The 20479-nt window shown below is 71.5% G+C and carries 21 protein-coding genes; 8 read left to right on the top strand and 13 right to left on the bottom strand.

The window, feature by feature from the left end; all coding sequences use genetic code 11:
• Positions 1 to 169 precede the first annotated feature (169 nt).
• The 6 genes from JAN01S_RS10695 to JAN01S_RS10670 all read right to left on the bottom strand — a co-directional run bounded on the left by JAN01S_RS10695 (position 170) and on the right by JAN01S_RS10670 (position 5031).
• Entirely contained in the window at positions 170 to 1600 is a 1431-nt protein-coding gene (locus JAN01S_RS10695; RefSeq protein ID WP_068317840.1) for an alkaline phosphatase PhoX, read from the bottom strand.
• Positions 1601 to 1713: 113 nt separating this feature from the next.
• Complete coding sequence (locus JAN01S_RS10690) at positions 1714 to 2292, bottom strand: dihydrofolate reductase family protein (RefSeq protein ID WP_068317837.1); 579 nt, start codon at positions 2290 to 2292, stop codon at positions 1714 to 1716.
• A 56-nt stretch (positions 2293 to 2348) separates the two neighbouring features.
• Positions 2349 to 2858, bottom strand: a complete 510-nt coding sequence (locus JAN01S_RS10685; protein ID WP_244884819.1) for an SRPBCC family protein — start codon at positions 2856 to 2858, stop codon at positions 2349 to 2351.
• Entirely contained in the window at positions 2855 to 3202 is a 348-nt protein-coding gene (locus tag JAN01S_RS10680) for an ArsR/SmtB family transcription factor (RefSeq protein WP_068317834.1), read from the bottom strand. The genes JAN01S_RS10685 and JAN01S_RS10680 overlap by 4 nt, the downstream gene beginning before the upstream one ends.
• A 125-nt stretch (positions 3203 to 3327) precedes the next feature.
• Positions 3328 to 4626: an RNA polymerase sigma factor gene (locus JAN01S_RS10675; protein WP_084360172.1), complete on the bottom strand. Its 1299-nt coding sequence runs from the start codon at positions 4624 to 4626 to the stop codon at positions 3328 to 3330.
• 3 nt (positions 4627 to 4629) lie between these two features.
• A complete protein-coding gene (locus tag JAN01S_RS10670) occupies positions 4630 to 5031 on the bottom strand; it encodes a YciI family protein (RefSeq protein ID WP_068317831.1) in 402 nt (133 codons plus the stop codon).
• Positions 5032 to 5211: 180 nt separating this feature from the next.
• Here JAN01S_RS10670 and JAN01S_RS10665 point away from each other — a divergent pair, with 180 nt between their 5' ends.
• Entirely contained in the window at positions 5212 to 5835 is a 624-nt protein-coding gene (locus JAN01S_RS10665) for a DUF5701 family protein (RefSeq protein ID WP_068317828.1), read from the top strand.
• 153 nt (positions 5836 to 5988) lie between these two features.
• Here the strand turns inward: JAN01S_RS10665 and JAN01S_RS10660 are convergent, their stop codons facing one another.
• Positions 5989 to 6768 (bottom strand): MerR family transcriptional regulator, encoded by a 780-nt coding sequence (locus JAN01S_RS10660; RefSeq protein ID WP_244884818.1) that lies wholly within the window; start codon positions 6766 to 6768, stop codon positions 5989 to 5991.
• A gap of 130 nt (positions 6769 to 6898) precedes the next feature.
• On the opposite strand from JAN01S_RS10660, the gene JAN01S_RS10655 reads away from it, so the two are divergent.
• Together JAN01S_RS10655 and JAN01S_RS10650 are read left to right on the top strand one after the other, a co-directional pair.
• Positions 6899 to 7366 carry a hypothetical protein gene (locus tag JAN01S_RS10655; protein WP_068317825.1) on the top strand — a complete coding sequence of 156 codons (468 nt, stop codon included), beginning with the start codon at positions 6899 to 6901 and terminating at the stop codon, positions 7364 to 7366.
• Positions 7363 to 8853 carry a multicopper oxidase family protein gene (locus JAN01S_RS10650; protein ID WP_068317822.1) on the top strand — a complete coding sequence of 497 codons (1491 nt, stop codon included), beginning with the start codon at positions 7363 to 7365 and terminating at the stop codon, positions 8851 to 8853. Before JAN01S_RS10655 ends, JAN01S_RS10650 begins: the two co-directional genes overlap by 4 nt.
• Positions 8854 to 9038: 185 nt before the next feature.
• On the opposite strand, the gene JAN01S_RS10640 is transcribed toward JAN01S_RS10650, so the two are convergent.
• A complete protein-coding gene (locus JAN01S_RS10640; RefSeq protein ID WP_068317816.1) occupies positions 9039 to 10295 on the bottom strand; it encodes a hypothetical protein in 1257 nt (418 codons plus the stop codon).
• Positions 10296 to 10507: 212 nt separating this feature from the next.
• Here JAN01S_RS10640 and JAN01S_RS10635 point away from each other — a divergent pair, with 212 nt between their 5' ends.
• From JAN01S_RS10635 to JAN01S_RS10625, 3 genes are read left to right on the top strand one after another with little or no spacing between them, the layout of a single operon-like run.
• Positions 10508 to 11674: a phytanoyl-CoA dioxygenase family protein gene (locus tag JAN01S_RS10635; RefSeq protein WP_068317813.1), complete on the top strand. Its 1167-nt coding sequence runs from the start codon at positions 10508 to 10510 to the stop codon at positions 11672 to 11674.
• 30 nt (positions 11675 to 11704) lie between these two features.
• On the top strand, positions 11705 to 12475 hold the full coding sequence (locus JAN01S_RS10630; RefSeq protein WP_068317811.1) for an SDR family oxidoreductase: 771 nt from the start codon (positions 11705 to 11707) through the stop codon (positions 12473 to 12475).
• A 1-nt stretch (position 12476) separates the two neighbouring features.
• A complete protein-coding gene (locus tag JAN01S_RS10625; protein ID WP_068317808.1) occupies positions 12477 to 13502 on the top strand; it encodes a Gfo/Idh/MocA family protein in 1026 nt (341 codons plus the stop codon).
• A gap of 8 nt (positions 13503 to 13510) precedes the next feature.
• Here JAN01S_RS10625 and JAN01S_RS10620 read toward each other — a convergent pair whose 3' ends face one another.
• The 4 genes from JAN01S_RS10620 to JAN01S_RS10605 are packed head-to-tail and all read right to left on the bottom strand — an operon-like array spanning position 13511 to position 17181.
• Positions 13511 to 14530, bottom strand: a complete 1020-nt coding sequence (locus tag JAN01S_RS10620) for a LacI family DNA-binding transcriptional regulator (RefSeq protein WP_068317803.1) — start codon at positions 14528 to 14530, stop codon at positions 13511 to 13513.
• Complete coding sequence (locus tag JAN01S_RS10615; protein WP_068317799.1) at positions 14527 to 15762, bottom strand: NAD(P)/FAD-dependent oxidoreductase; 1236 nt, start codon at positions 15760 to 15762, stop codon at positions 14527 to 14529. Before JAN01S_RS10615 ends, JAN01S_RS10620 begins: the two co-directional genes overlap by 4 nt.
• Positions 15746 to 16057 (bottom strand): non-heme iron oxygenase ferredoxin subunit, encoded by a 312-nt coding sequence (locus tag JAN01S_RS10610; RefSeq protein ID WP_068317796.1) that lies wholly within the window; start codon positions 16055 to 16057, stop codon positions 15746 to 15748. The genes JAN01S_RS10615 and JAN01S_RS10610 overlap by 17 nt, the downstream gene beginning before the upstream one ends.
• 11 nt (positions 16058 to 16068) lie before the next feature.
• A complete protein-coding gene (locus JAN01S_RS10605; protein WP_068317795.1) occupies positions 16069 to 17181 on the bottom strand; it encodes a fatty acid desaturase family protein in 1113 nt (370 codons plus the stop codon).
• A 220-nt stretch (positions 17182 to 17401) separates the two neighbouring features.
• Between JAN01S_RS10605 and JAN01S_RS10600 the strand changes: the two genes are divergently transcribed.
• Entirely contained in the window at positions 17402 to 18214 is an 813-nt protein-coding gene (locus JAN01S_RS10600; RefSeq protein WP_084360171.1) for an alpha/beta hydrolase, read from the top strand.
• Positions 18211 to 18843, top strand: coding sequence for a proteophosphoglycan 5 (locus tag JAN01S_RS10595; protein ID WP_157075705.1), 633 nt, complete (start codon positions 18211 to 18213; stop codon positions 18841 to 18843). The genes JAN01S_RS10600 and JAN01S_RS10595 overlap by 4 nt, the downstream gene beginning before the upstream one ends.
• Before the next feature lie 108 nt (positions 18844 to 18951).
• On the opposite strand, the gene JAN01S_RS10590 is transcribed toward JAN01S_RS10595, so the two are convergent.
• A complete protein-coding gene (locus JAN01S_RS10590; RefSeq protein ID WP_068317793.1) occupies positions 18952 to 20448 on the bottom strand; it encodes a CoA-acylating methylmalonate-semialdehyde dehydrogenase in 1497 nt (498 codons plus the stop codon).
• Positions 20449 to 20479 lie beyond the last annotated feature (31 nt).

Here is a 20479-nt window from a genome sequence, read left to right as displayed (position 1 = left end):
CACGGGCTCGCCCCGCCCCACCCGGCCGGACCGGCCGTGGCACCCGGCCTGAGCCGACCGGGTGCCGTCCCGCCTGGGGTTTATCGGGTGACCCGATAAACCCCGGGTTCGCAAGGGTTTGGAACCCTTGCGAACCCGGGGAAAGCCTTGCCCAGCGGCGAAGGGGGGCTCAGTCGCGGGCGTTGGAGGGCCGGCCCCACGGGCCGGTGATCGCGAAGGTGCGGCCCGGGTCGCCCTGGATGTTGGCGAAGAGGGTCGTGCCCGCCGCGTTGAAGGTCGGGCCGGCCCACTCGGAGTCGTCGACCAGGTTGAGCGCGAGGCGGTAGGCCTTGCCCTGGTCGGTGACGCCGATGAGCTGCGAGGCGCCGTCGCCGTCCTCGGCGAGGATGATGCCGCCGTGGGGCGAGACGGTGATGTTGTCCGGGCCGTCGACGCCCGCGCCGTCCTCGTTGACCGCGAAGATCGTCGTCAGCGTGACCGTCTGCATCGTCGGGTCGAAGAACCAGACCTGGCCGTCGTGCTCGTGGATCGAGCCGTCGTCGGTGCGGCCGTAGCTCGCGACGAAGTACGCACCGCCGTCGCCCCACCACTGGCCCTCGAGCTTGCGCGCGCGGGTGACCTGCGAGTCGGCGAGCTGCTCGCGGATGGTCAGCTCGCGCGCGTCGCGGTCGGGGACGTCGACCCAGCGCACGGTGTAGGTCGTGTTGGTCTTTGTCGCCTTGGACAGGTCGGTGACGTGGGCGCCGTTGCGCTCGAAGGCGACGAGAGCCTCAAGGGTGCCGACCTCGACGGCGCCGTCGGCGGCGAGCGCGTGCAGCGCGCCCTTGCCCTGGACGTAGCCGGCCGGCGGGGTCCAGCGGTAGAAGAGGCCGTTGGGCTCGTCGGCGTCCTCGGTGAGGTAGATGTGGCCGGTCGACGGGTCGACCGCAGCGGCCTCGTGCTCGAAGCGGCCGAGGAACTTCAGCGGGATGTTGGCCTTGCCGATGTTGGCCGTCTGGCTCGTCGGGTCGACCTCGAAGACGTAGCCGTGGTCCTGCTCGAAGGTGTAGGTGACGCCGTCGTCCTCGTGCGTGCCGGCGCGCTCGTCGGTCTCCTCGCAGGTCAGCCAGGTGCCCCACGGGGTGACGCCGCCGGCGCAGTTGTCGACGGTGCCGGCCACGGAGGTGTAGTGCTCGAGCACGGTGTTGTCGGCGTCGACGACGATCGTGGAGGTGCCGCCCTTCGCGCCCTTGTCGTAGACGAGGCCGTCGACGTGGGGCACCCCGACCTCGGCGTCCCCGCCGACCTCGTGGTTGCAGACGATGGCCGAGCCGCCGCCGGGACGGGCGAAGGTGCCCATCGCGTCCTGGTCACCGGCGACCGCGTAGCCGCCCACGGTCGTCGTGCCGGACTCGGCGATGACCGTGTAGGAGAAGCCCTCGGGCAGGGCGAGCAGCTCGCCGGCGCGCACCAGCGGGCCGTAGCCGGAGGCCAGTCGCGTGGTCTGGGCGGCGGAGGCGTGCGAGGCGAAGGGGGCGGCGCTGCCTGCGACGAGCAGGCCGAGGGCGCCGGCGGAACCGCCGAGCAGGGTACGGCGGTCGAGGTGGTTCGAGCTGGACATGGGGACTCCTTGACGTCACGCAGGGGATGTCCGTGCAGTCCAGCAACCCGGCGTTCGCCCGGGGCGACCTCGACGGGTCTTCCGGGCGAACATCGGGTGAAGGGTGCTCCCGGTCAGTGCAGGGTCGGTCGGTAGACCAGCTCGGTGGTCCGCCCGTCGAGGACCGTGCTCTCGAGCAGCTCGAGGTCGAGGTCCTCCCAGCCGGCGAAGACCGGCGCCGAGCCGTTGCGCCCCGTCAGCGCGGGGAAGATCGTCACCTGGACCCGGTCGACGAGCCCGGCGGCGATGAGCGCCGGGTTGAGCGACAGGCTCCCGTGGGAGCGAAGGGGGACGGGAGACTCCTCCTTGAGCCGGCGGACGATCTCGACACCGTCCCCCGTCGCGACTGTCGCGTCTGGCCACTCCAGCGGCTCCGTGAGCGTGCTGGAGACGACCGTCATCGGGTGCTCGGTCATGCGGGTCACCCACGGGTCGAAGGCGTCGGCGTACGCCCCGCGGTCACCCCGCATCGCGACGAACTCGCGGAAGGTCGTGGCGCCGAAGACCATCCGCTGGTCGCTCTCCTGCTGCGCGAGACGGTGGGCGAGCAGCTCCGGCCCCTGCTTGCCCCAGTAGCCGCCCCAGTCGCCCCCGCTCACGCTGCCGAAGCCGTCGAGGGTGGTGAAGACGTCGAAGGTGTACGTGGTGCTCATGGCGTGCTCCTCGTGGGTCGTCCCGGCCGGGCGCCGGTCGGGACGATCCGGTGGTTTCAGGCGGCCAGCAGCGCGTCGAGCTGGCTCACGGCGGACTTCGAGCCCTCGACGACGCCCATGTCGAGGACCTTCTGCATGTCCTCGGCCGAGGCCCAGGTCGAGGTGCTGACCATCCGGGCGCCGCCCTCGACGCTGTGGAACTCGACGGTCATCCGCGACTCGGGGGCCGAGTCCACGGGGTTGCCGTCGGCGTCGGCGAAGTAGTCGCGCAGCTCGATGCGCCGCGGCTCCTCGACCGAGAGGACCTCCCAGCCGCCGGGGAACTTCTCCCCCTCGGGGCTGGTCATGTGGTAGTTGACCTTGCCGCCGGGCGTGAGGTCGTGCTCGGTCACGGTGGCGGGGTAGCCCTCGGGGCCCCACCACTGCTCGAGCTGGCGCGGGTCGGCCCACACCTGCCAGAGGCGCTCGACGGTGACGGGGAACTCGGTCGTCATGACGAGGGTGCGGGTGTCGAGGTCGGTGGTGACGTCGATGATGGGCATGTCGATCTCCTGGGTGTGGGTCAAGCGCTGGGTGTGTCGGTGGTGTCCTTGGCCAGCAGGGCGTCGATCCCCGCGACCCGTCCGCGCCACACGTCCTCGAGCTCGGTGAGCAGGGCCGAGACCGCTCGCACGGCCTCCACGTCCCCACTCGCCAGCGACTCGCGTCCGCTGCGGCGCTTGGTGATCAGCCCTGCCCGCTCGAGCACCGCCACGTGCTTTTGCACGGCGGCGAAGCTCATCGGGTAGTCCGCGGCCAGGGCGGACACCGAATGCTCCCCCGCCAGCACGCGACGCAGGATGTCCCGCCTCGTGCTGTCGGAGAGCGCGTGGAAGAAGGCGTCTGCCCGCTCCTCGTCCTTCGGTGTCATGGGTCCAACGTACAACCAATCGGTTGTACGTTGTCAAGCCTCCAGCGCCTCGGGATTATCGGGTCACCCGAGAATCCCCCGCTCAGCAAGAGTTTGAGACTCTTGCGAAGACGGGGTTTATCGGGTCACCCGATAAACCCCGCGCCCGCCGCAGCCGCCCGTCGGTTCAGGTACCGCTGCTCGGGGATGCTCTGGGTGCGGCTCGCGGCGAGGCGATAGGCGGCGCAGGCCTCCTCGACGCGGCCGGCCCGCTCGAGCAGGTGGGCGTGCACGGCATGGACCCGGTGACCGCGAGCCAGGAGCGGGTCCTCCAACAGCGGCTCCAGTGCCTCCAGACCCGCCTCGGCTCCGCGCGACATCCCCACTGCCGCAACGAGATTGAGTTGCACGACCGATGACGGGGCGATGCGGTCGAGCAGCCGGTAGAGCACTTCGATCTGCGCCCAGTCGGTCTCCTCGGCGGTGGCTGCGTCGCCGTGCACCGCGGCAATCGCGGCCTGCAGTTGGAAGGGGCCGACCGCCCCCTTCGCCAGCGCCTCCTCGACCAGCGCGGTCCCGCGGGTGATCGCGTCGTGGTCCCACAGCGACCGGTCCTGCGCATCGAGCGGGACGAGGTCGCCGTGGGTGTCCTGGCGGGCGGCGGAGCGCGCGTGGTCGAGCAGGAGCAAAGCGAGCAGGCCGGCGGTCTCTGGGTCGCGCGGGAGGGCACGGTGCAGCCGCTCGGCCAGCCGGATCGCCTCGCGTTGCAGGTCGAGGTCGAGCAGGTGGTCGCCGGCCGCGGTCGTGTGCCCGGCGGTGAAGACGAGGTAGACGACGTGCCGCACCGCGTGCAGCCGCGTCACCGCGTCCTCCTGCGTCGGTGGGACGAAGGGGGTCCCGCTCGCCCTGATCGTCGCCTTGGCCCGGCTGACCCGCTGGGCCATCGTCGACTCGGGCACGAGGAAGCAGGCGGCGATCTGAGCCGTCGTCAGGCCGGCGACGGCACGAAGGGTGAGCGCGACGCGGGAGGCGTCGCTGAGGTCGGGGTGCGCGCAGAGCATGCACATCCGCAGGGTGTCGTCGTCCGCGGCGAGGACGGGAGCGTCGAGCAGCGGTGCGGCGGAGCGCGACTCGAGTTCCTCCCTTCGCTCTCTGGCGGTGGTGCTGCGGTGCGCGTCGACGAGGCGACGGGAGGCGACGCGAACCAACCACGCCCTGGGATCGTCCGGCAGACCTTCGCGGGGCCACTGCTCGGCCGCGGCGAGCAGCGCCTCCTGCACCGCGTCCTCGCAGGCGCCGAAGTCGCCGCTGCGGCGCACGAGCGCGGCGAGGACGTCGGCGGTGTGCTTCCGCCAGACGTCCTCGCCGGGCTTCGAGGCTCGCCCGCTGCGCGGACCCTTCGAGGCTCGTCGCTGGCGCTCCTCGCTCCTCTGGGCGGCGCTCACACCTCAGCCAACGTTCTGCTCCTCGCCGCCGGGCCACATGAGCGGGCGCAGCTCGATCGTCTCCCCGGGGCCGGCGAACCGGCGCCCGAGCTCCTCCGCACGGTCACGGTCGACGACGTCGATGAGGAAGTAGCCCGCGAACTGCTCCTTGGTCTCCGCGTAGGGACCGTCCGTGGCGATGGGCTCACCGTCGGCCCAGCGGAAGAGGCGCGAGCTCGCCGGGTCGCCGAGTGCCTCCGCGGTGACGAACTCGCCGCGCTCCTGCATCTCGGTGAGCAGGGCCTCGAAGTCGGTCTCCATCTGCCGGCGCTGCTCGGCGGGCAGCGCTTGGTGCTCGGCGACGAAGTCACCGGTCGGGTGGCCCCAGGGCTGGGGGGTGGAGTGGACGAGCAGGACGAACTTCATGGTGGTGCCTCCTGCCGCGGGTGCGGCGTCGGTGGTCGGCCGTGACGGCCAGGTCACCCCGGACGTCGGAGCCGACGAGGCGTCCTCGACATCCAACCACCACGATCCCTGAGGAGCTTGCGCAGCAAGCGTCTCGAAGGGCGCCGGAAGGTATTCTCCCGCGTCTTCGTTGGACGGGCGATGACTGCCGACGCCGCTGCCCAGACCGCCCGCCTCGTCGAGCTCGGGGCGCCTGCCCTGGCCGGGCTCACCGACGCCGCCTTCGCCGACCTCGTCCCCGACGCCCCGGCGGGCGGCGGCGTGCTCGTGGTCTCCCCGTCGCTCGTGCCCGCCGCGGACCTTGCGCCGCTCATGGTGCTCGACGGCCGACCGGGGTTCGTCGTCGAGGACATGACCGACCTGGCCGAGTTCGTGCCGATCGAGGGCGAGCTCGTCCCCGACACGCCCCTGTACTGGATCACCGACCTCGAGCGGGGCGACGAGATGGCCAACTGGTCGCCGGCCCAGGCGCTCCCGGCCATCCGCGAGCGCGGGCGCGTGCCGCTCACGGTGAGCGAGGGCATCAGCTGGCTGCTGCAGGAGCCGGAGCGGCTCGAGCGCAATCAGTGCTTCATGACGATCGCCTCGCGCAAGCCCAAGGCCCGCGGCGGGCTCGACTCCCGCACGCCCGCGCTGTGGATCAGCAATGGCACGGGCCGCGACGGCCGTGAGCGCAAGGGTGCGCCCAAGGTCGGCTGGTGCTGGGCCAACAACCGGCACACGTGGTTGGGCTTCGCCTCAGCCGCCGCGCGCACCATGGGTTGAGCTGCGGCCGGACGCAACGCTGGCTGAGGAGCGACGATGCCACGCTGGCTGAGGAGCGACGAAGGAGCCTCGAAGCCACCGTGGGCTTCGAGGCGCCCACGCGAACGTGGGACCCACTCGCTCGCGCTCGTCGCACCTCGGCCAGCGTGTGGCTCAGTCGCCGTGCCTCGCGGCGTTGGCGACGATCGCGTCGTGCAGCCACTGCGCCGCGCCGGGCGCGATGTCCTCGTAGTGCTGCGTGAACCGCGGGTCGGCCAGGTACATCTGCGCCAGACAGACCTGGAACTCGTGGTCGCAGTCGTAGAAGCGCGCGATGCTCGCCCGGTGCTGCTCGGCGATGTCTGCGGCACGGTCACTGTCGACCGGTTCACCGGCACGGACGGCCTCACCGAGCGCGGCGCCGAAGGCGTCCATCTCGGCCTTGACCTCGGCCCACTGCTCCTTGGTCATGTCCTTGGTCCGCGCCTGGGACTGCGCCCACTTGTCGGTGTCGCCCCAGCGCTCCTGCGCCTCGGCCTGGTACTCCTCGGTGTATCCCTCGCCGAAGAGCTCCTTGAGGTCCTCAGTCGTGGCGGGCTGGTCGTTCATCTCTGCCTCCAGTCGTCGGTCGATCGCTGCGACGAGGTCGGACATCTGCGCCAACCTCTCCGTGACCAGGTCGCGCTGCCGCCGCAGGTGCGCGACGACGTCGGCACCGTCGAGCAGCTCGCCGATCTCGTCGAGAGAGAAGCCCAGCCGCCGGTAGACGACGATCGTCCCCAGCCGCTGCAGGTCCTCGCCCGTGTAGAGCCGGTAGCCCGCATGGCTGCGCTCGCTCGGGTGCAGCAGGCCGACCTCGTCGTAATGGTGCAGCGTCCGCACCGTCACGCCGAAGCTCTCGGCCACCTGTCCCACCGTGAGCGCCTCCATGAGGCCAGTGTGCGCGTTGGTCATGCCATGAGCGTGGAGCCTGACGCCGCGTGAGGGTCAAGCCCGAGGTGCGAAGGGGGGGGGTGACCCCCACCCGGACAACGGGTGCCCGGCCCATGGTGCCGACCGAAGCGGCTCCATAACGTCGAGTGCCATGACCTCCCCCGCATCCCCCTCGGTCGCGCACGCCGTGACGCTGTGGCTCTTCCGCCTGCTGACGATCCCGCAGGCGATCCTCTTCGTCCTCCAACCGATCTCGATCGGCGCCTTCCTCCAGGGCAGCTGGGCCGCCTTCGACCTGCACTCGATCGGGGGCGGTCTGCTGGTCCTGCCGACGATGGCCACGGCACTCGTCGGCGTCGTCCTGGCGGTCCTGGCTCGCCGACCGTGGCTCGCGGTCGGCAGCATCGCCCTCGGGGTGCTCACCACCGGTCAGGTCGCGATGGGCCACGCCCGCCTGCTCGCCGTGCACATCCCGCTCGGGGTGCTGCTCGTGGCGCTGGCGATCTGGTTGGCCATGTGGCCGTGGACGCCCGCGGCGAGGCTCGACCGGAAGCGGTTTCGAGGCTCGCCCGCTGCGCGGACTCACACCTCAACCAGCATGGGCGGGGTGGACCGATGAGCCTGTCGCGGCGCGGTCTCTTCAGCCTCTCCGGCGGCATCGTCTCCGCGGTCGGGCTGACCGCCTGCGGCATCGCCCTGAGCTCCCCGGGAGGGTCCACCGGGGCGCTCCTGCCGAGCCGGCTGCCGCTGCCCTCCCCCTTCGCCACGGAGCTGCCGCGGTTGACCCCCCTTCGTCCTGATCGCGACGGGCGCGCCGCGATCACGGTGCGGCGCAAGGCGATCGAGATCCTGCCCGGGCGCACGACGGAGATCGCGGGGTACGACGGGCTCTTCCCCGGGCCCACGATCGAGGCGACGAAGGGGGAACCGCTGCACCTCTCCCTGCGCAACGAGCTCGACGTCCCGGTCGTCAACCACCTGCACGGCGGCGTGACCCCCGCGGAGCACGACGGCTACCCGACGGACCTCGTGCAGCCGTGGCATGCCCGGGATTACCACTACCCGCTCGACCAGCGCGCGGCGACGCTCTGGTACCACGACCACGCGATGGACCTGACGGGTCCGAATGTCTACGCCGGCATGGCCGGGGCCTTCGTGCTGCGCGACCCGGCCGAGGACGATCTCGGCCTGCCGGGCGGCGAGCGCGAGCTGACGCTCGTCATCACGGACCGGTCCTTCGGCGAGGACGCCGAGCTGGTCTACCCGGTGAGTGAGGGCGTCATCGAGTACCGGTACCACGGCGGGGTGCTCGGCGACGTCATGCTCGTCAACGGCGCACCGTGGCCATACCTCGACGTCGACGCCGCGCGCTACCGACTGCGGATCCTCAACGCCTGCAACGCCCGTCGGCTCGAGCTCGCGTTCGACGGAGGCTCCGGGCAGACCACCGAGATCGCGCAGGTCGGCACCGACCAAGGCCTGCTCACCCGCCCGCACCGGCGCTCCGCGCTCACCCTCGCCCCGGCCGAGCGCGCGGACGTCGTCGTCGACTTCGCCCAGCACGCGGTCGGGTCGCAGGTCACTCTCGTCAACCGGCTCGGGGACGAGGCGATGGGCCAGGTGATGCGCTTCGACGTGGCACGGCGGGCGAAGGACGACTCCCGCGTCCCCGAGCGCCTGTCGACGATCGAGCGGATCGACCCGGCATCGGTGGTGACGACGCGGGACTTCCGGCTCTCGCTCGGCGCCACAGGCGGTTCGTCGGGCCATGCCTCACACGCGGATGCCCAGGGCCGGTCGCTCGCGATGTGGGCGGTCAACGGTCGTCCCTACGAGCCCGGGGTCGACATCGCCCGGCCGCGTCTCGGGACGGTCGAGCGGTGGCGCTTCACCACCGACGTGCACCACCCGGTCCACGCGCACCTCGTGCACTTCCAGGTCGAGCAGGACGGTGCGCCGGCGTGGAAGGACACGATCGACGTCGGCCCGACCTCCCGGGCCGAGGTCCTCGTGCCGATCGAGGGATACCGCGGCCGGTACGTCCTGCACTGCCACAACCTCGAGCACGAGGACCGGATGATGATGGCCGACTTCTCGGTGGTGTGAGCGGTCAGAGTGCCGGGAGCACGTCCGTGGCGCTGAAGTCCTGACCCTTGAAGAGCAGGGGCTCGCCGGTCAGGGTCGCGAGCGCATACGCGAAGCAGTCCCCGAAGTTCAGCTGAGCCGTTTCCCCCTTCGCCGTAACCGCCAGGGCCGCGCCTCGTCCACCTCCCGACGACGCCACGTCCGTCCTACCCAGCGAGCTCATCCTCGATGTCACTGCAGTCGACGTGGCCCAGGCTGCGTGTGAGGTCCTCGTCGTACACCCCCAGGTCCACCTCGTCGGCACCGGGGTGCGCGCACATGTACTCGACCGCCTCGCGGAAGCTGTCGTCCGAGGCAGCGGGCACCAACATCTGCGCCTCGCGCCCCTGCTCGCCGTCGTACCCGATGGTCGACTCCAGGGTGAGGTCGCCGATGTCGGCCGGCGCCGGGTGCTCCTCGGCCCAGTCGAGCCACTCCTTGACGACGTCGCGGTCGGCACCGCACTCGAGGACGATGACGCGCTCGTACCCGAGGTCGTCGTCCGAGGCGTAGGTGACGCTCGCCCGCGTGACCTCGGCTCCGGTGCCCGGAGGGTCACACTGCAGATCCAGCAGGTCCATGGTCTCGGCTGCGGGCATCTCGGTGTCCGGGCCCTCGAGGTCGATCGTGGACCACACCGTCGGCTCCGAACTGTCTGCGGCGGAGGACGAGGCGTGCAGGGGTGAGGTCGGGGCACCGTGCCGACTCGTCGTCAGGTGCGGGTACCGGGACGTCGTCAGGTGAGGCTCGACGCGAGCGACGTAGTCATCCACTGCGGACTGCTCGACGCGCTCCTGCCACCACTCGTGGAGTGCGCTCCCACCCCACGTGGCGAGCACGGCCACGGCGAGCGTTGGCACGGCGACGACGACCGCCGTCACCGCGAGGTTCTTCAGCCACCACGGGGAGAGCCGGGTCTCCTCCTGCCGGTCACCGGTGTCGCGTGAGACGCCTCCGAGCGCGTGGGCCAGGTCCTCGAACCCACGCCGTGGGAAGTGCCACCCCGGCAGCATGACGACGCGCTCGCCCTGCGTGTCGGTGATGAACCAGTAGCACGCATCCGCAGGGGAGCTGCCCGGCGTGTGGACGGCGCGGACGACCTCACCCACCTCGGTCCTCGGGAGACGACGGCGCCGACCCAGGTGGGTGACGACGAGCTCGGCCCGCGTCAGCTCCACCGTCGAGAGGGAGCACAGGGCGAACCAGAGGACCAGTCCGACGGCCAGGCCTGCGAGCACGAGGCCCAGCTGCGTGAAGGTCTCCGGCCAGCTCTTGGTGGCGCTGTAGTTGTACGCAGTACTGCCGGCGATGGTCCCGATCGCCGCCCACCACTTCCTGCGGAGGTTGGCCCCGCCCAGGCGGAAGGCCCTCGAGCCCGTCCGCATGACGAAGGTGTCGGTCTGGGTGCGGGCGCGCTGAGTCATGGTCTCCGGGGCCGAAGGGGGTTGGTGGGGGCGTCGGGACAAGGTGCCCGGCGCGCTGGACAAGCTATCCCGCCCAGGTCTCGAGGCTCGGCCGCGGGCCGCTTCGCACCGTCCACCCGGAACGTGGGACCCAGACCACCGTGCCGACGCTGAGGTCTTTTTGAGGTCTTCCGACCTCGACTCAGCCGGCCCGACGGTGGAGGCTGGAGCGCATGACACCGACGTCCACCCCCTTCGCCGGGCGGCTGCGGCAGGCCGACTGCCGCGTCGATGACCTGCGCGCGCTCCTCGCTGCCGCGAGCGACCCCGCTCTCGCCTTCGCCGAGCGCATCGAGCAGCAGGTACCGGTCTACGACGCGGCCCGCCTGCGTGAGGCGATCGCGACCGAAGAGGGTTGTGCCGCAGTCGAGTCCGAGCTCGCCGCTGTCCTCGCCGACGGACCGGGCATCTTCGTCATCGCCGGAGCGATCGCGCACCCCGTGGTCGACCGCGTGTCCGCGGACTTCGAGCAGATCATCGAGCACGAGCGGGCGAAGGGAGGCGAGGTCGGCGACCACTTCGCGGCCGGCGGCGTCAACGACCGCATCTGGAATGCGCTCGAAAAGCTGGCGGTCGACCACCCCGAGGACTTCGTCGACTACTACGCCGACGACCTCATCGCCCTCGCGGCGCGCGCCTGGCTCGGGCCCGGCTACCAGGTCACCAGCCAGGTCAACGTCGTCAACCCCGGCGGCATCGGCCAGACGGTGCACCGCGACTACCACCTCGGGTTCGCCTCGCCCGAGGTCACCGAGCGCTACCCGGCCCACGTCCACGCGCTCTCGCCGGTGCTCACCCTGCAGGGCGCGATCGCCCACTGCGACATGCCCGTCGAGACCGGCCCGACCCTCTACCTGCCCCACTCGCAGAAGTACCCGCACGGCTACCTCGCCTACTGGCTCGACGAGTTCCAGGAGTACTTCGGCGAGCGCCACGTGCAGCTGCCGCTGGCCAAGGGGGATGCCGTCTTCTTCAACCCCGCGCTCTTCCACGCCGCGGGGTCCAACACGACGAGCGACGTGCGGCGCATGGCCAACCTGCTGCAGATCTCCTCCGCCTTCGGCCGAGCGATGGAGGCCGTCGACCGCGAGCGCATCGTCACCTCGATCTACCCGACCCTCCTCTCCCGCAAGGCCGCTGGCGTCGACGTGGAGCACGCGGTCGCTGCGAGCGCTGAGGGCTACGCCTTCCCGACCAACCTCGACCTGGACCAGCCGGTCGACGGGATGTCACCCCCTTCGCAGGCCGACGTCGTGCGGCAGGCCCTCGCCGACGACGCCACACCCGACGACCTCGCCGACCGGCTCGCCCGGCACGGCGCAGCCCGCCGGACCAGTTGATCCCCTTCGTCCCCACAGACAGGACCGCACATGCAGCAGCTCCTCACCGACAAGGTCGTCCTCGTCGTGGGCGGCACCTCCGGGCTCGGCGCCGGCATCGCCCGCGCCGCCGCCCGCGAGGGCGCCACCGTCGTCGTCACGGGACGGCGACCCGAGCCAGGGGACGCCCTCGTCGCAGAGATCGGGGGCGCCGCAAGCGCCGTCACCGGCGACGTCTCCGACCCCGAGCAGGCGAAGGGCGTTGTGGCACAGGCGATCGAACGCCACGGGCGGGTCGACTGCCTCGTCAACTGCGCCGGTCTGACCGACAGGGGTTCGATCCTCGACACGACGCCCGAGCTCTTCGACCGGCAGATCGCGACCAACCTGCGCGGCCCCTTCTTCACCATGCAGGCGGCGATCGCGGACATGACCTCGCGGCGGGCGCCGGGCACGATCGTCAACATCTCGAGCATCAGCGCGCAGGGCGGGCAGCCCTACCTCGCGCCCTATGTCGCGGCCAAGGCCGGGCTGGCCGGACTGACGAAAAATGTCGCCCACGCCCACCGCTTCGACCGGATCCGGGTCAACGCGCTCAACATCGGGTGGACGCAGACGTCAGGCGAGGACGCGACGCAACGGCGCTGGCACGACGCCGGCGACGACTGGGTGGAGCAGGCCAATGCCAGGCTGCCCATGGGCAAGCTCGGGCAGGTCGACGAGGTCGCGGACGCGGTCGTCTTCCTGCTCTCGGACCGCAGCGGGGTCGTCACCGGCTCCGTCATCGACTGGGACCAGCAGGTCATCGGAGGGCAGGACTGAGATGCGCATCGGACTCATCGGACTCGGGCGCATCGGCGCCTTCCACGCCGACACCCTCGCCGGGCTCGAGCACGTCGCGGAGCTCGTCGTCACCGACCCCGTCGCTGCCGCGGTCGACGCGGTGACCGGGCGGATCGGCAAGGCCCGCGCGGTCGACTCACCTGACGCCTTGCTCGCCTCGGGCGTCGACGGCGTCGTCATCGCGGCGGCGACCAATGCGCACGCCGACCTCATCCGCGCAGCGGTGGCCAAGGGGGTCCCCACCCTCTGCGAGAAGCCGGTCGCCGGCACCATCGCCGAGTCGATCGCGGTCGAGGCGGCCGTAGCCGGCAGCGACGTGCCGGTCCAGATCGGGTACCCGCGACGCTTCGACCCGGCCTTCGTCGCCGCGCGGGAGGCCGTGGTGTCGGGTGAGCTCGGGCGCGTGACGACGGTGCGCTCCACGACCCTCGACCCCGCTCCTCCCCCGGCGGCCTACCTCGCGGTGAGCGGTGGGCTCTTCCGCGACTGCTCGGTGCACGACTTCGACGCGGTGCGGTGGGTGACCGGCCAGGAGGTCGTGCAGGTGCACGCCGTCGGATCGGTCGACCCCGACGCGCCGGCAGAGATGTACGCCGACCACGGTGACTTCTCCAGCGCGTCGACGCTGCTGACGCTCTCCGACGGGACGATCGGCGTCGTGTCCAACACCCGCACCAACGGCCGCGGGTACGACGTGCGGCTCGAGGTGCACGGCGTGCGCGATGCGGTGGCGGCGGGACTCGACGAGGGGCTCCCCCTTCGCTCGACGACGCCGGGTGTCACGTGGCCGGGTGGGCCGGCGCACGAGTTCTTCATGGACCGGCTCGCCGAGGCCTTCCGCCTCGAGCTCGGGGTCTTCACCCGGGTGGCCGCCGGTGAGGTCGACAACCCGTGCACCGTCGCCGACGCGATGGGCACGGCGTGGACCGCCGAGGCCGCGACGCTCGCGGCGCGTGAGGGCCGACCGGTGACGATCGAGGAGGTCCGGGCCGCCGTGGGCGGGTGATCCGTCGCTCAGACGGGAGCCGGGCCGGTGGAGGTCCGCTCCCGCAGCACCGGCGCGACGAGGTGCTCACGGGCGGGTCGCTCCGGCTCGGCGATGCGCTCGACGATCAGATCCGCCGCGACCGACCCCACAGTGCGCGGCTGGATGTCGACGCTCGTCAGGCCCACCCACCGCATCCGCGCGATGCTGCTGTCGTCGAAGCCGACGAAGGAGACCTCCCCCGGCACGGACAGTCCGGCGTCCCGGGCCGCGGCCATCGCGCCCACGCACACGAGGTCGTTGACGGTGAAGACCGCGGTCGGCCCGCAGCGACCGAAGAGCCTTGTCCCGCAGGCGAACCCGTCGTCCTCGGTGATGTCTGAGGTCACGACCCGGATGTGCTCGGCGAGCCCGGCGGCGCGCATCGCGGCCTCGTAGCCAGCGCGGCGCTGGCGGAAGACCTCGGCGTCCGGCCCCGCGATGTGTGCGATCCGCTCGTGCCCCAGGCCGACGAGGTGCTCGACCGCCAGCCGCGCCCCCTCCGCGTCGTCCTCGGCGACGACGTCGACCGTCGGCAGGGTGAGGTCGCGCATGCCGGCGATGACCGTGGGCAGGCGTTGCGCCGCCTCGCGGATGGCGTCCGTGATCGGCATCGTCCCGGCGAGCACCAGCCCGTCGACCCGCATGTCGACGAAGGCGTTGAGCAGGCGGTCATCGAGCTCCCGGTCGAGCCGCCCGTCGGCGACGAAGGCGTGCAGGTCGTGCTCGGCCAGCCCCTCACCGAGCCCCTCGAGGAAGTCGACGAACCACGGCTGGCGCAGGTCGTTGACGAGCACCCCGATCGTCCGCGTGCGGCTCGCGCCCAGGCTCTGCGCGGCGGCATTGGGCCGGTAGCCGAGCTCGGCGATGGCGGCCTCGACGGCGGCCCTCGCCTCCGGCGAGACGCGCGAGGAGCCTTGCAGCACACGGGAGACCGACGACTTGGAGACGCCGGCGCGCTCGGCGACGGTGCGCAGGGTGACCGGGTGGTCCCCGCGACGCGGACTCACGCGGTGGCCGCCTTGAGGATGGAGCGAAGGGGGACCCCCGGGTCCGCGAGCTGCTCCGGATCGAGCGGCACGGCGGCCGCGATGAGCTTTTCCGCCACGCGGATGTCCTTGGCGACGCTGGCGCCCGGTCCGACGGCGGCGGCGTGCACGAGGCGATCGGCGGCGTCGAGGCCCAGGTGCAGCAGCACCCCGTCGTCCCGGTGGCGCAGCACCGAGCGCTCGCCCGTGCCGGGCAGCCCGGCGACCGAGAGCATCTGGTCGTACTGGTCGGACCAGAACCACGGGACCGCCGCGTGCGCCTGCTCCTCACCGAGCATCGACGCGGCGACCGTGACGGCCTGGTCGTGCGCGTTGCGCCAGGACTCCAGCCGCACCCGCCCCCCGGAGCGGGCGTCGGGGAAGGAGGCACAGTCCCCCGCCGCGAAGACCCGCGGGTCGGAGGTGCGCAGCCTCTCGTCCACGACGATCCCGTCGTCGACGACCAGGCCGGCCGCCGCGGCGAGCGCGGTGGTCGGTGCGGCGCCCACTCCCGCGACGACGGCATCGACGACGACCTCGTCACCGTCGGACAGCAGGGCACGCAGGCGCCCCCCTTCGCGTCGCAGGTCGGTCACGAGGGTCGAGGTGCGCAGCGCCACGCCGTGCTCGGCGTGCAGCGCGGCGACCTGCTCGGCCACCTCCTGCGGGACGATCCGGCCCAGGGCCCGCGGACCGGCCTCGACGACCGTGACCTCCATGCCGCGCTCGCGCGCACCGGCGGCGATCTCGAGGCCGATGAAGCCCGCGCCGATGACGAGCAGGTGCCCCTCGGGCCGCAACAGCTCCCGCAGGGCCGCCGCGTCCTCATGGGTGCGCAGGTAGGTGACGTCGTCGAGCTCGAGGCGACGCACGTCGGAGCCGAGAGCGAGGAGCAGACGGTCCCAGGGGACCTTCCCTTCGTCCGTCGTGACGGTGCCGGCCGCGAGGTCTATCCCGGTCACCTCGACACCCAGCTGCAGGTCGATCCCGGCCTCGGCGAGCTGCTCCGGCGACCACGGGTGGACCAGCTCGGTCTCCTCTGCTGCCAGCGCCCCCTTGGACAACGGTGGACGCTCGTAGGCGTGCACGCTCTCCCGGCCGATGAGGGTGATGGATCCACCAAAGCCCTTGTCCCGCAAGGCCATCGCTGCATGCGTGCCGCACTCGCCCGCGCCGACCACGACGATCCGCTGCGGCTCAGCCGAGGTCGACATGGACCTCCCCACCCTCCACGAGCACCCGGTAGGTGCGCAGGTCCACGGTCACGGGGGCGCCCATGGCGCGCCCGTCGGAGATGCGGAAGCGCCCGTTGTGCTTCGGGCACTCGATGATGCCGTCCATGACCAGACCCTCGCACAGGAGCATCCGCTCGTGCGTGCAGTGACCGTCGCTGGCGAAGAACTCACCGTCCTCGTCGCGGTAGACCGCCACGTCCCGACCGTCGATGCTCACGCCGATGACGTCCTCCTCCTCGACGTCGTCGACGGCGCAGACCCTGGTCCAACCCATGGTGACTCCTCTCAGGCCGCGGTCGCGGCGCTCGTGGTGGCGGCCGAGGTCGGCAGCAGGCCGTCGACCGGGCCGTGGAAGGGGGCGGCCGTCCCGGGCAGCTCGCGCCGCACGAAGTACGACGGGTCGCGCAGCTGGCGCAGGACCGCCGGGATGATCTCGCGGTAGGCGGCGATGAGGCCGGGGTACGGCTCGGGGGTGTCGTGCCGCATCTGCTCGTGCAGCTCGGGCAGCCGGTGGTACGGGACCATCGGATACATGTGGTGCTCGATGTGGAAGTTCATGTTCCAGTAGAGGAACCGGTTGATCGGCCCCATGAGCACCGTGCGGGTGTTGAGCCGGTGGTCGATGACGTTTTCGCCCAGGCCCGAGTGCTGCGTCAGCCCGTAGACGACATGCATGAAGCACCCGTAGAGCCGCGGCCCGCCCACCAGCACGAGCGGCAGCCATGACGCGGTGACGACGGCGATCGCGATGACCGCGGCGTAGATGGCCAGCCAGATGCGGGCGATGCGGATCGCGGCGGCGCGCTCCTCCGTGGGGACGTAGTCGCGCTCGTCCCCGGAGAGACGGCCGGCGGAGAGGCGCAGCATCGTGGCGATCGCCTGCGGCACGTCGACGAGCCCGACGAGGTTGAGCAGGATGCGCCCGAGACGGGCCGGGCGCATCGCGACGATCTCCGGGTCACGCCCGACGACGAGGGTGTCGCTGTGGTGCCGGGCGTGCGAGTACCGCCAGGTGACCGGGTTGCGCATCATGAAGAAGCACGCGATCTGGTAGACCGCTTGGTCCATCCAGCGCGTCCTGAACGCCGTGCCGTGGCCGGCCTCGTGCCACCGCGAGTCGCCGGCGGAGCCGTAGAGCACCCCGTAGACGAGGGCGAAGGGGAGCACCCACCACGACCCCCACGTCACGACGATCCCCGCGCCGCTGAGCAGGATGAGTCCGAGCCAGATGATCGTGTCGCGGATGGCGGGGGCGTCCGAGCGGCGCATGAGTTCCTTCATCCGCTTGCGCGGGATGTCGGTGCGGTACCAGTCGGCGGCGCTCAGGCCGTGCTCGACCGCGAAGTCGGTGGCCTCACCCTGCAGCGAGTACCAGGCGAGACGATTGCGCGTGCCCATGTCGGCTCCTTTGCCGTCGTGGCCCCTCCTGCGCATCCGCCCAGGCGCCTGCAGGGTGTGGGACCGGTCCCACGATTGTGGCGAAGGGAGGAGCGCGCGTCAATCCCCCTTCGGTCGACACCGCCGCCCACCGCACGGACGAAGGGCGGGACGCCCCTCCCTTCGCTCCGCCCCCGCTGACAGACTGGACCCGGACACCGACGTCACCCAGGAGGAACCCGTGAGCTCCATCCCGCCCGAGGACATCGAGACCCAGGGCCACGCCGGCCTGCTCATCGGCTCACGGTGGGACCCGCCGGGCGACCCGACGTGGGTGACCGTCATCGCCCACGGCTACGGCGAGCACATCGGGCGCTACCAGTGGGTCGCCGACCGCCTGACCGCCGACGGCGCCGTCGTCTACGCGCACGACCACGTCGGCCACGGGCGCAGCGAGGGTGAGCGGGTGCTCATCGAGGACTTCGAGCGGGTCGTCGACGACCTCGACCTGCTCGTGCAGCGCGCCCGCGAGGAGCACGCCGACCTGCCGGTCGTGCTCATCGGGCACTCGATGGGGGGCATGATCGCCGCGCGCTACACCCAGCGCCACGCCGACCGGCTCACCGCCACGGTGCTCTCCGGCCCCGTCCTCGGGTCGTGGGAGCCGACCGCGCTCGCCGACCTCGACGAGATCCCGCCGACGCCGATCGACATCACGACCCTCAGCCGCGACCCCGACGTCGGCCGCGCCTACGAGCAGGACGAGCTCGTGTGGCACGGCGACTTCAAGCGGCCGACGCTGCGGGCGCTCAAGGCGGCGCTCGAGGCGATCACCCTCGGCGGGCGCCTCACCGTCCCGACGATCTGGCTGCACGGCGAGGACGACCAGCTCGTCCCGATCGGCCCGAGCGACGAGGGCTGGGCGCACATCGCGCCCGACCAGGCCCCGTCCAAGCGCTACCCCGGCGCCCGGCACGAGATCTTCAACGAGACCAACCGCGAAGAGGTCCTCGACGACGTCCTCGCCTTCATCCACCAGGAGATCGATCGATGAGTTTGCGCGACCTCGACCTGCCCACCCCGACCGACCTCAATCACCGTTGGGCCGCCGAGGCGGCCATCTGGAATGCCCGTGGCTGGGACGACGTCCGCGCCGAGGGGCCGGTGCGTCACCACGGCGACGGCGGCGGCAACTGGGCGAGCATGGTCCTCCTGCCCGAGGGGCGGGCACTGCTCTTCGGTCAGGACCACGAGTACTCCCAGACCTTCGCCGGCGAGACGGCGCAGGAGTTCGGTGTCGAGCCGACCGACATCCTCGCCGGGGCCCCGGCCTGGTGGGGCGAAGCCCTCGAGCAGCACTTCAACCAGGAGTTCGGCCCGTGGGTCGCCTTCGCCTACGGCTGGGAGGACGGTCGCTGGCAGCGCGCTGAGTACGCGGCCGAGGACGGCTTCGAGGAGCTGGAGCTGCCCTTCCTCAGCCACGACGACACCGTCGCGAGCCTCGTCGACTTCCTCGACACCACTGCCCTCGACGAGCAGCTCGAGGCGGAGGTCGACCAGGAGGCCGTCGACGCACTCGTCCAGGCCGGACCGGCGGTCACCGAGGAGCAGTTGGCCGCCGTGGCCTTCTCCGGGTGGGACGTGGCGAAGGGGGTCGCAGCCGCCCGCGCCTTCGTCCTCTGAGTCCTCTGCTCCGGGTCGAGGTACCCACGGCCCTCCTGGAGGGCTGCGGGTACCTCGACCCAGCGGGAGTGGGCCAGTCAGTCGTTCCGTGCCACCTGAACGCCGTCGTCAGTCGTTCTGCGGGAACCCGAGGTTGAGCCCACCGTGGCTCGGGTCGAGCCAGCGCTGGGTGACCGCCTTGGTCCGGGTGAAGAAGTGCACGCCCTCGATGCCGTGGGCGTGGGTGTCACCGAAGAGCGAGTTCTTCCACCCGCCGAAGGAGTAGTACGCCATCGGCGTCGGGATCGGGACGTTGATGCCGACCATGCCGACCTCGACCTCGTGCTGGAATCGGCGCGCGGCCCCGCCGTCGTTGGTGAAGATCGTCGTGCCGTTGCCGTAGGGGTTGTCGTTGATCAGCTGCAGGCCCTCGTCGTAGGAGGCCACGCGCACGACCGACAGCACCGGGCCGAAGATCTCGTCGGTGTAGATCGACATGTCCGGCGTCACCCGGTCGAAGAGGGTCGGCGCGAGGAAGAAGCCCGGGCCGATATCGCCCGCTCCCTCACGCCCGTCGATGACGAGCTCGGCGCCCGCGGCGACACCGTCCTCGACGTAGCCGGTCACCTTGTCGAGGTGGGCGCGCGTGACGAGGGGGCCCATGTCGGACTCGCCCATGCCGTCCCCCGTGCGCAGCGTGCGGGTGCGCTCGGCGATCTTGGCGACGAGCTCGTCGGCGATCGACTCGGTGGCCAGCACGACGGAGATCGCCATGCACCGCTCGCCGGCCGCGCCGTACCCGGCCGAGACCGCGGCATCGGCGGCGAGGTCGAGGTCGGCATCGGGCAGGACGAGCATGTGGTTCTTGGCCCCACCGAGGGCCTGGACTCGCTTGCCGGCCGCCACCCCGCGCTCGTAGACGTAGCGGGCGATGGGGGTGGACCCGACGAAGGAGATCGCCTTGACGTCGGGGTGGTCGAGCAGGGCGTCGACGGCCTCCTTGTCACCGTGGACGACATTGACGACACCCTCGGGCAGGCCGGCCTCGCGCCACAGGTCCGCGATGAGGTTGACCGCGGTCGGGTCCTTTTCGCTCGGCTTGATCACGACGGTGTTGCCCGTCGCGACGGCCACGGGGACGAACCACAGCGGCACCATCGCCGGGAAGTTGAAGGGCGAGATGATCCCGACGACACCGAGCGGCTGGAGGATCGAGTAGGCGTCGATGCTCGTCGAGACGTTTTCCGAGAAGCCGCCCTTGAGCAGGTGCGGGATGCCGCAGGCGAACTCGACGGCCTCCTGCCCGCGCGCGATCTCGGCCTTCGCGTCGTCGTAGGTCTTGCCGTGCTCAGCGGTGATCGCCAGGGCGATCTCGTCCTTGCGCTCCTCGAGGAGCTGGCGGAAGGCGAAGAGGATGCGCACCCGACGCGCCAACGAGACGTGGCGCCAGTCCTGCCACGCCCCCTTCGCCACGGCCACGACCTCGTCGACGGTCGCGGCATCGGCCAGGTCGAGCGCGCCGGTGACCTCGCCGGTGGCGGGGTTGAAGACCTCGGAGGTGCGGCCCGGCTCCCCCTGCCACGGGGCGTGACCGACGAGGTGGGTGATGCGGGTGGGGGTGCTCATGCGGGCCTCCTCAGGCTCATTTGTCCGGACA

It is taken from the genome of Janibacter anophelis NBRC 107843 (assembly GCF_001570945.1).
Lineage (GTDB): Bacteria > Actinomycetota > Actinomycetes > Actinomycetales > Dermatophilaceae > Janibacter > Janibacter anophelis.
This window is presented reverse-complemented; position numbering and strand designations above follow the sequence as displayed.

Bases quoted from the DNA above. Each gene is read 5' to 3' on its own strand.
- JAN01S_RS10625 (WP_068317808.1), top strand. From the start codon at position 12,477: ATGCGCATCGGACTCATCGGACTCGGGCGCATCGGCGCCTTCCACGCC.
- JAN01S_RS10605 (WP_068317795.1), bottom strand. From the start codon at position 17,181: ATGGGCACGCGCAATCGTCTCGCCTGGTACTCGCTGCAGGGTGAGGCC.
- JAN01S_RS10640 (WP_068317816.1), bottom strand. From the start codon at position 10,295: ATGACTCAGCGCGCCCGCACCCAGACCGACACCTTCGTCATGCGGACG.
- JAN01S_RS10695 (WP_068317840.1), bottom strand. From the start codon at position 1,600: ATGTCCAGCTCGAACCACCTCGACCGCCGTACCCTGCTCGGCGGTTCC.
- JAN01S_RS10650 (WP_068317822.1), top strand. From the start codon at position 7,363: ATGAGCCTGTCGCGGCGCGGTCTCTTCAGCCTCTCCGGCGGCATCGTC.
- JAN01S_RS10660 (WP_244884818.1), bottom strand. From the start codon at position 6,768: ATGACCAACGCGCACACTGGCCTCATGGAGGCGCTCACGGTGGGACAG.
- JAN01S_RS10595 (WP_157075705.1), top strand. From the start codon at position 18,211: ATGAGTTTGCGCGACCTCGACCTGCCCACCCCGACCGACCTCAATCAC.
- JAN01S_RS10615 (WP_068317799.1), bottom strand. From the start codon at position 15,762: ATGTCGACCTCGGCTGAGCCGCAGCGGATCGTCGTGGTCGGCGCGGGC.
- JAN01S_RS10635 (WP_068317813.1), top strand. From the start codon at position 10,508: ATGACACCGACGTCCACCCCCTTCGCCGGGCGGCTGCGGCAGGCCGAC.
- JAN01S_RS10630 (WP_068317811.1), top strand. From the start codon at position 11,705: ATGCAGCAGCTCCTCACCGACAAGGTCGTCCTCGTCGTGGGCGGCACC.
- JAN01S_RS10590 (WP_068317793.1), bottom strand. From the start codon at position 20,448: ATGAGCACCCCCACCCGCATCACCCACCTCGTCGGTCACGCCCCGTGG.
- JAN01S_RS10655 (WP_068317825.1), top strand. From the start codon at position 6,899: ATGACCTCCCCCGCATCCCCCTCGGTCGCGCACGCCGTGACGCTGTGG.
- JAN01S_RS10610 (WP_068317796.1), bottom strand. From the start codon at position 16,057: ATGGGTTGGACCAGGGTCTGCGCCGTCGACGACGTCGAGGAGGAGGAC.
- JAN01S_RS10670 (WP_068317831.1), bottom strand. From the start codon at position 5,031: ATGAAGTTCGTCCTGCTCGTCCACTCCACCCCCCAGCCCTGGGGCCAC.
- JAN01S_RS10690 (WP_068317837.1), bottom strand. From the start codon at position 2,292: ATGAGCACCACGTACACCTTCGACGTCTTCACCACCCTCGACGGCTTC.
- JAN01S_RS10665 (WP_068317828.1), top strand. From the start codon at position 5,212: ATGACTGCCGACGCCGCTGCCCAGACCGCCCGCCTCGTCGAGCTCGGG.
- JAN01S_RS10680 (WP_068317834.1), bottom strand. From the start codon at position 3,202: ATGACACCGAAGGACGAGGAGCGGGCAGACGCCTTCTTCCACGCGCTC.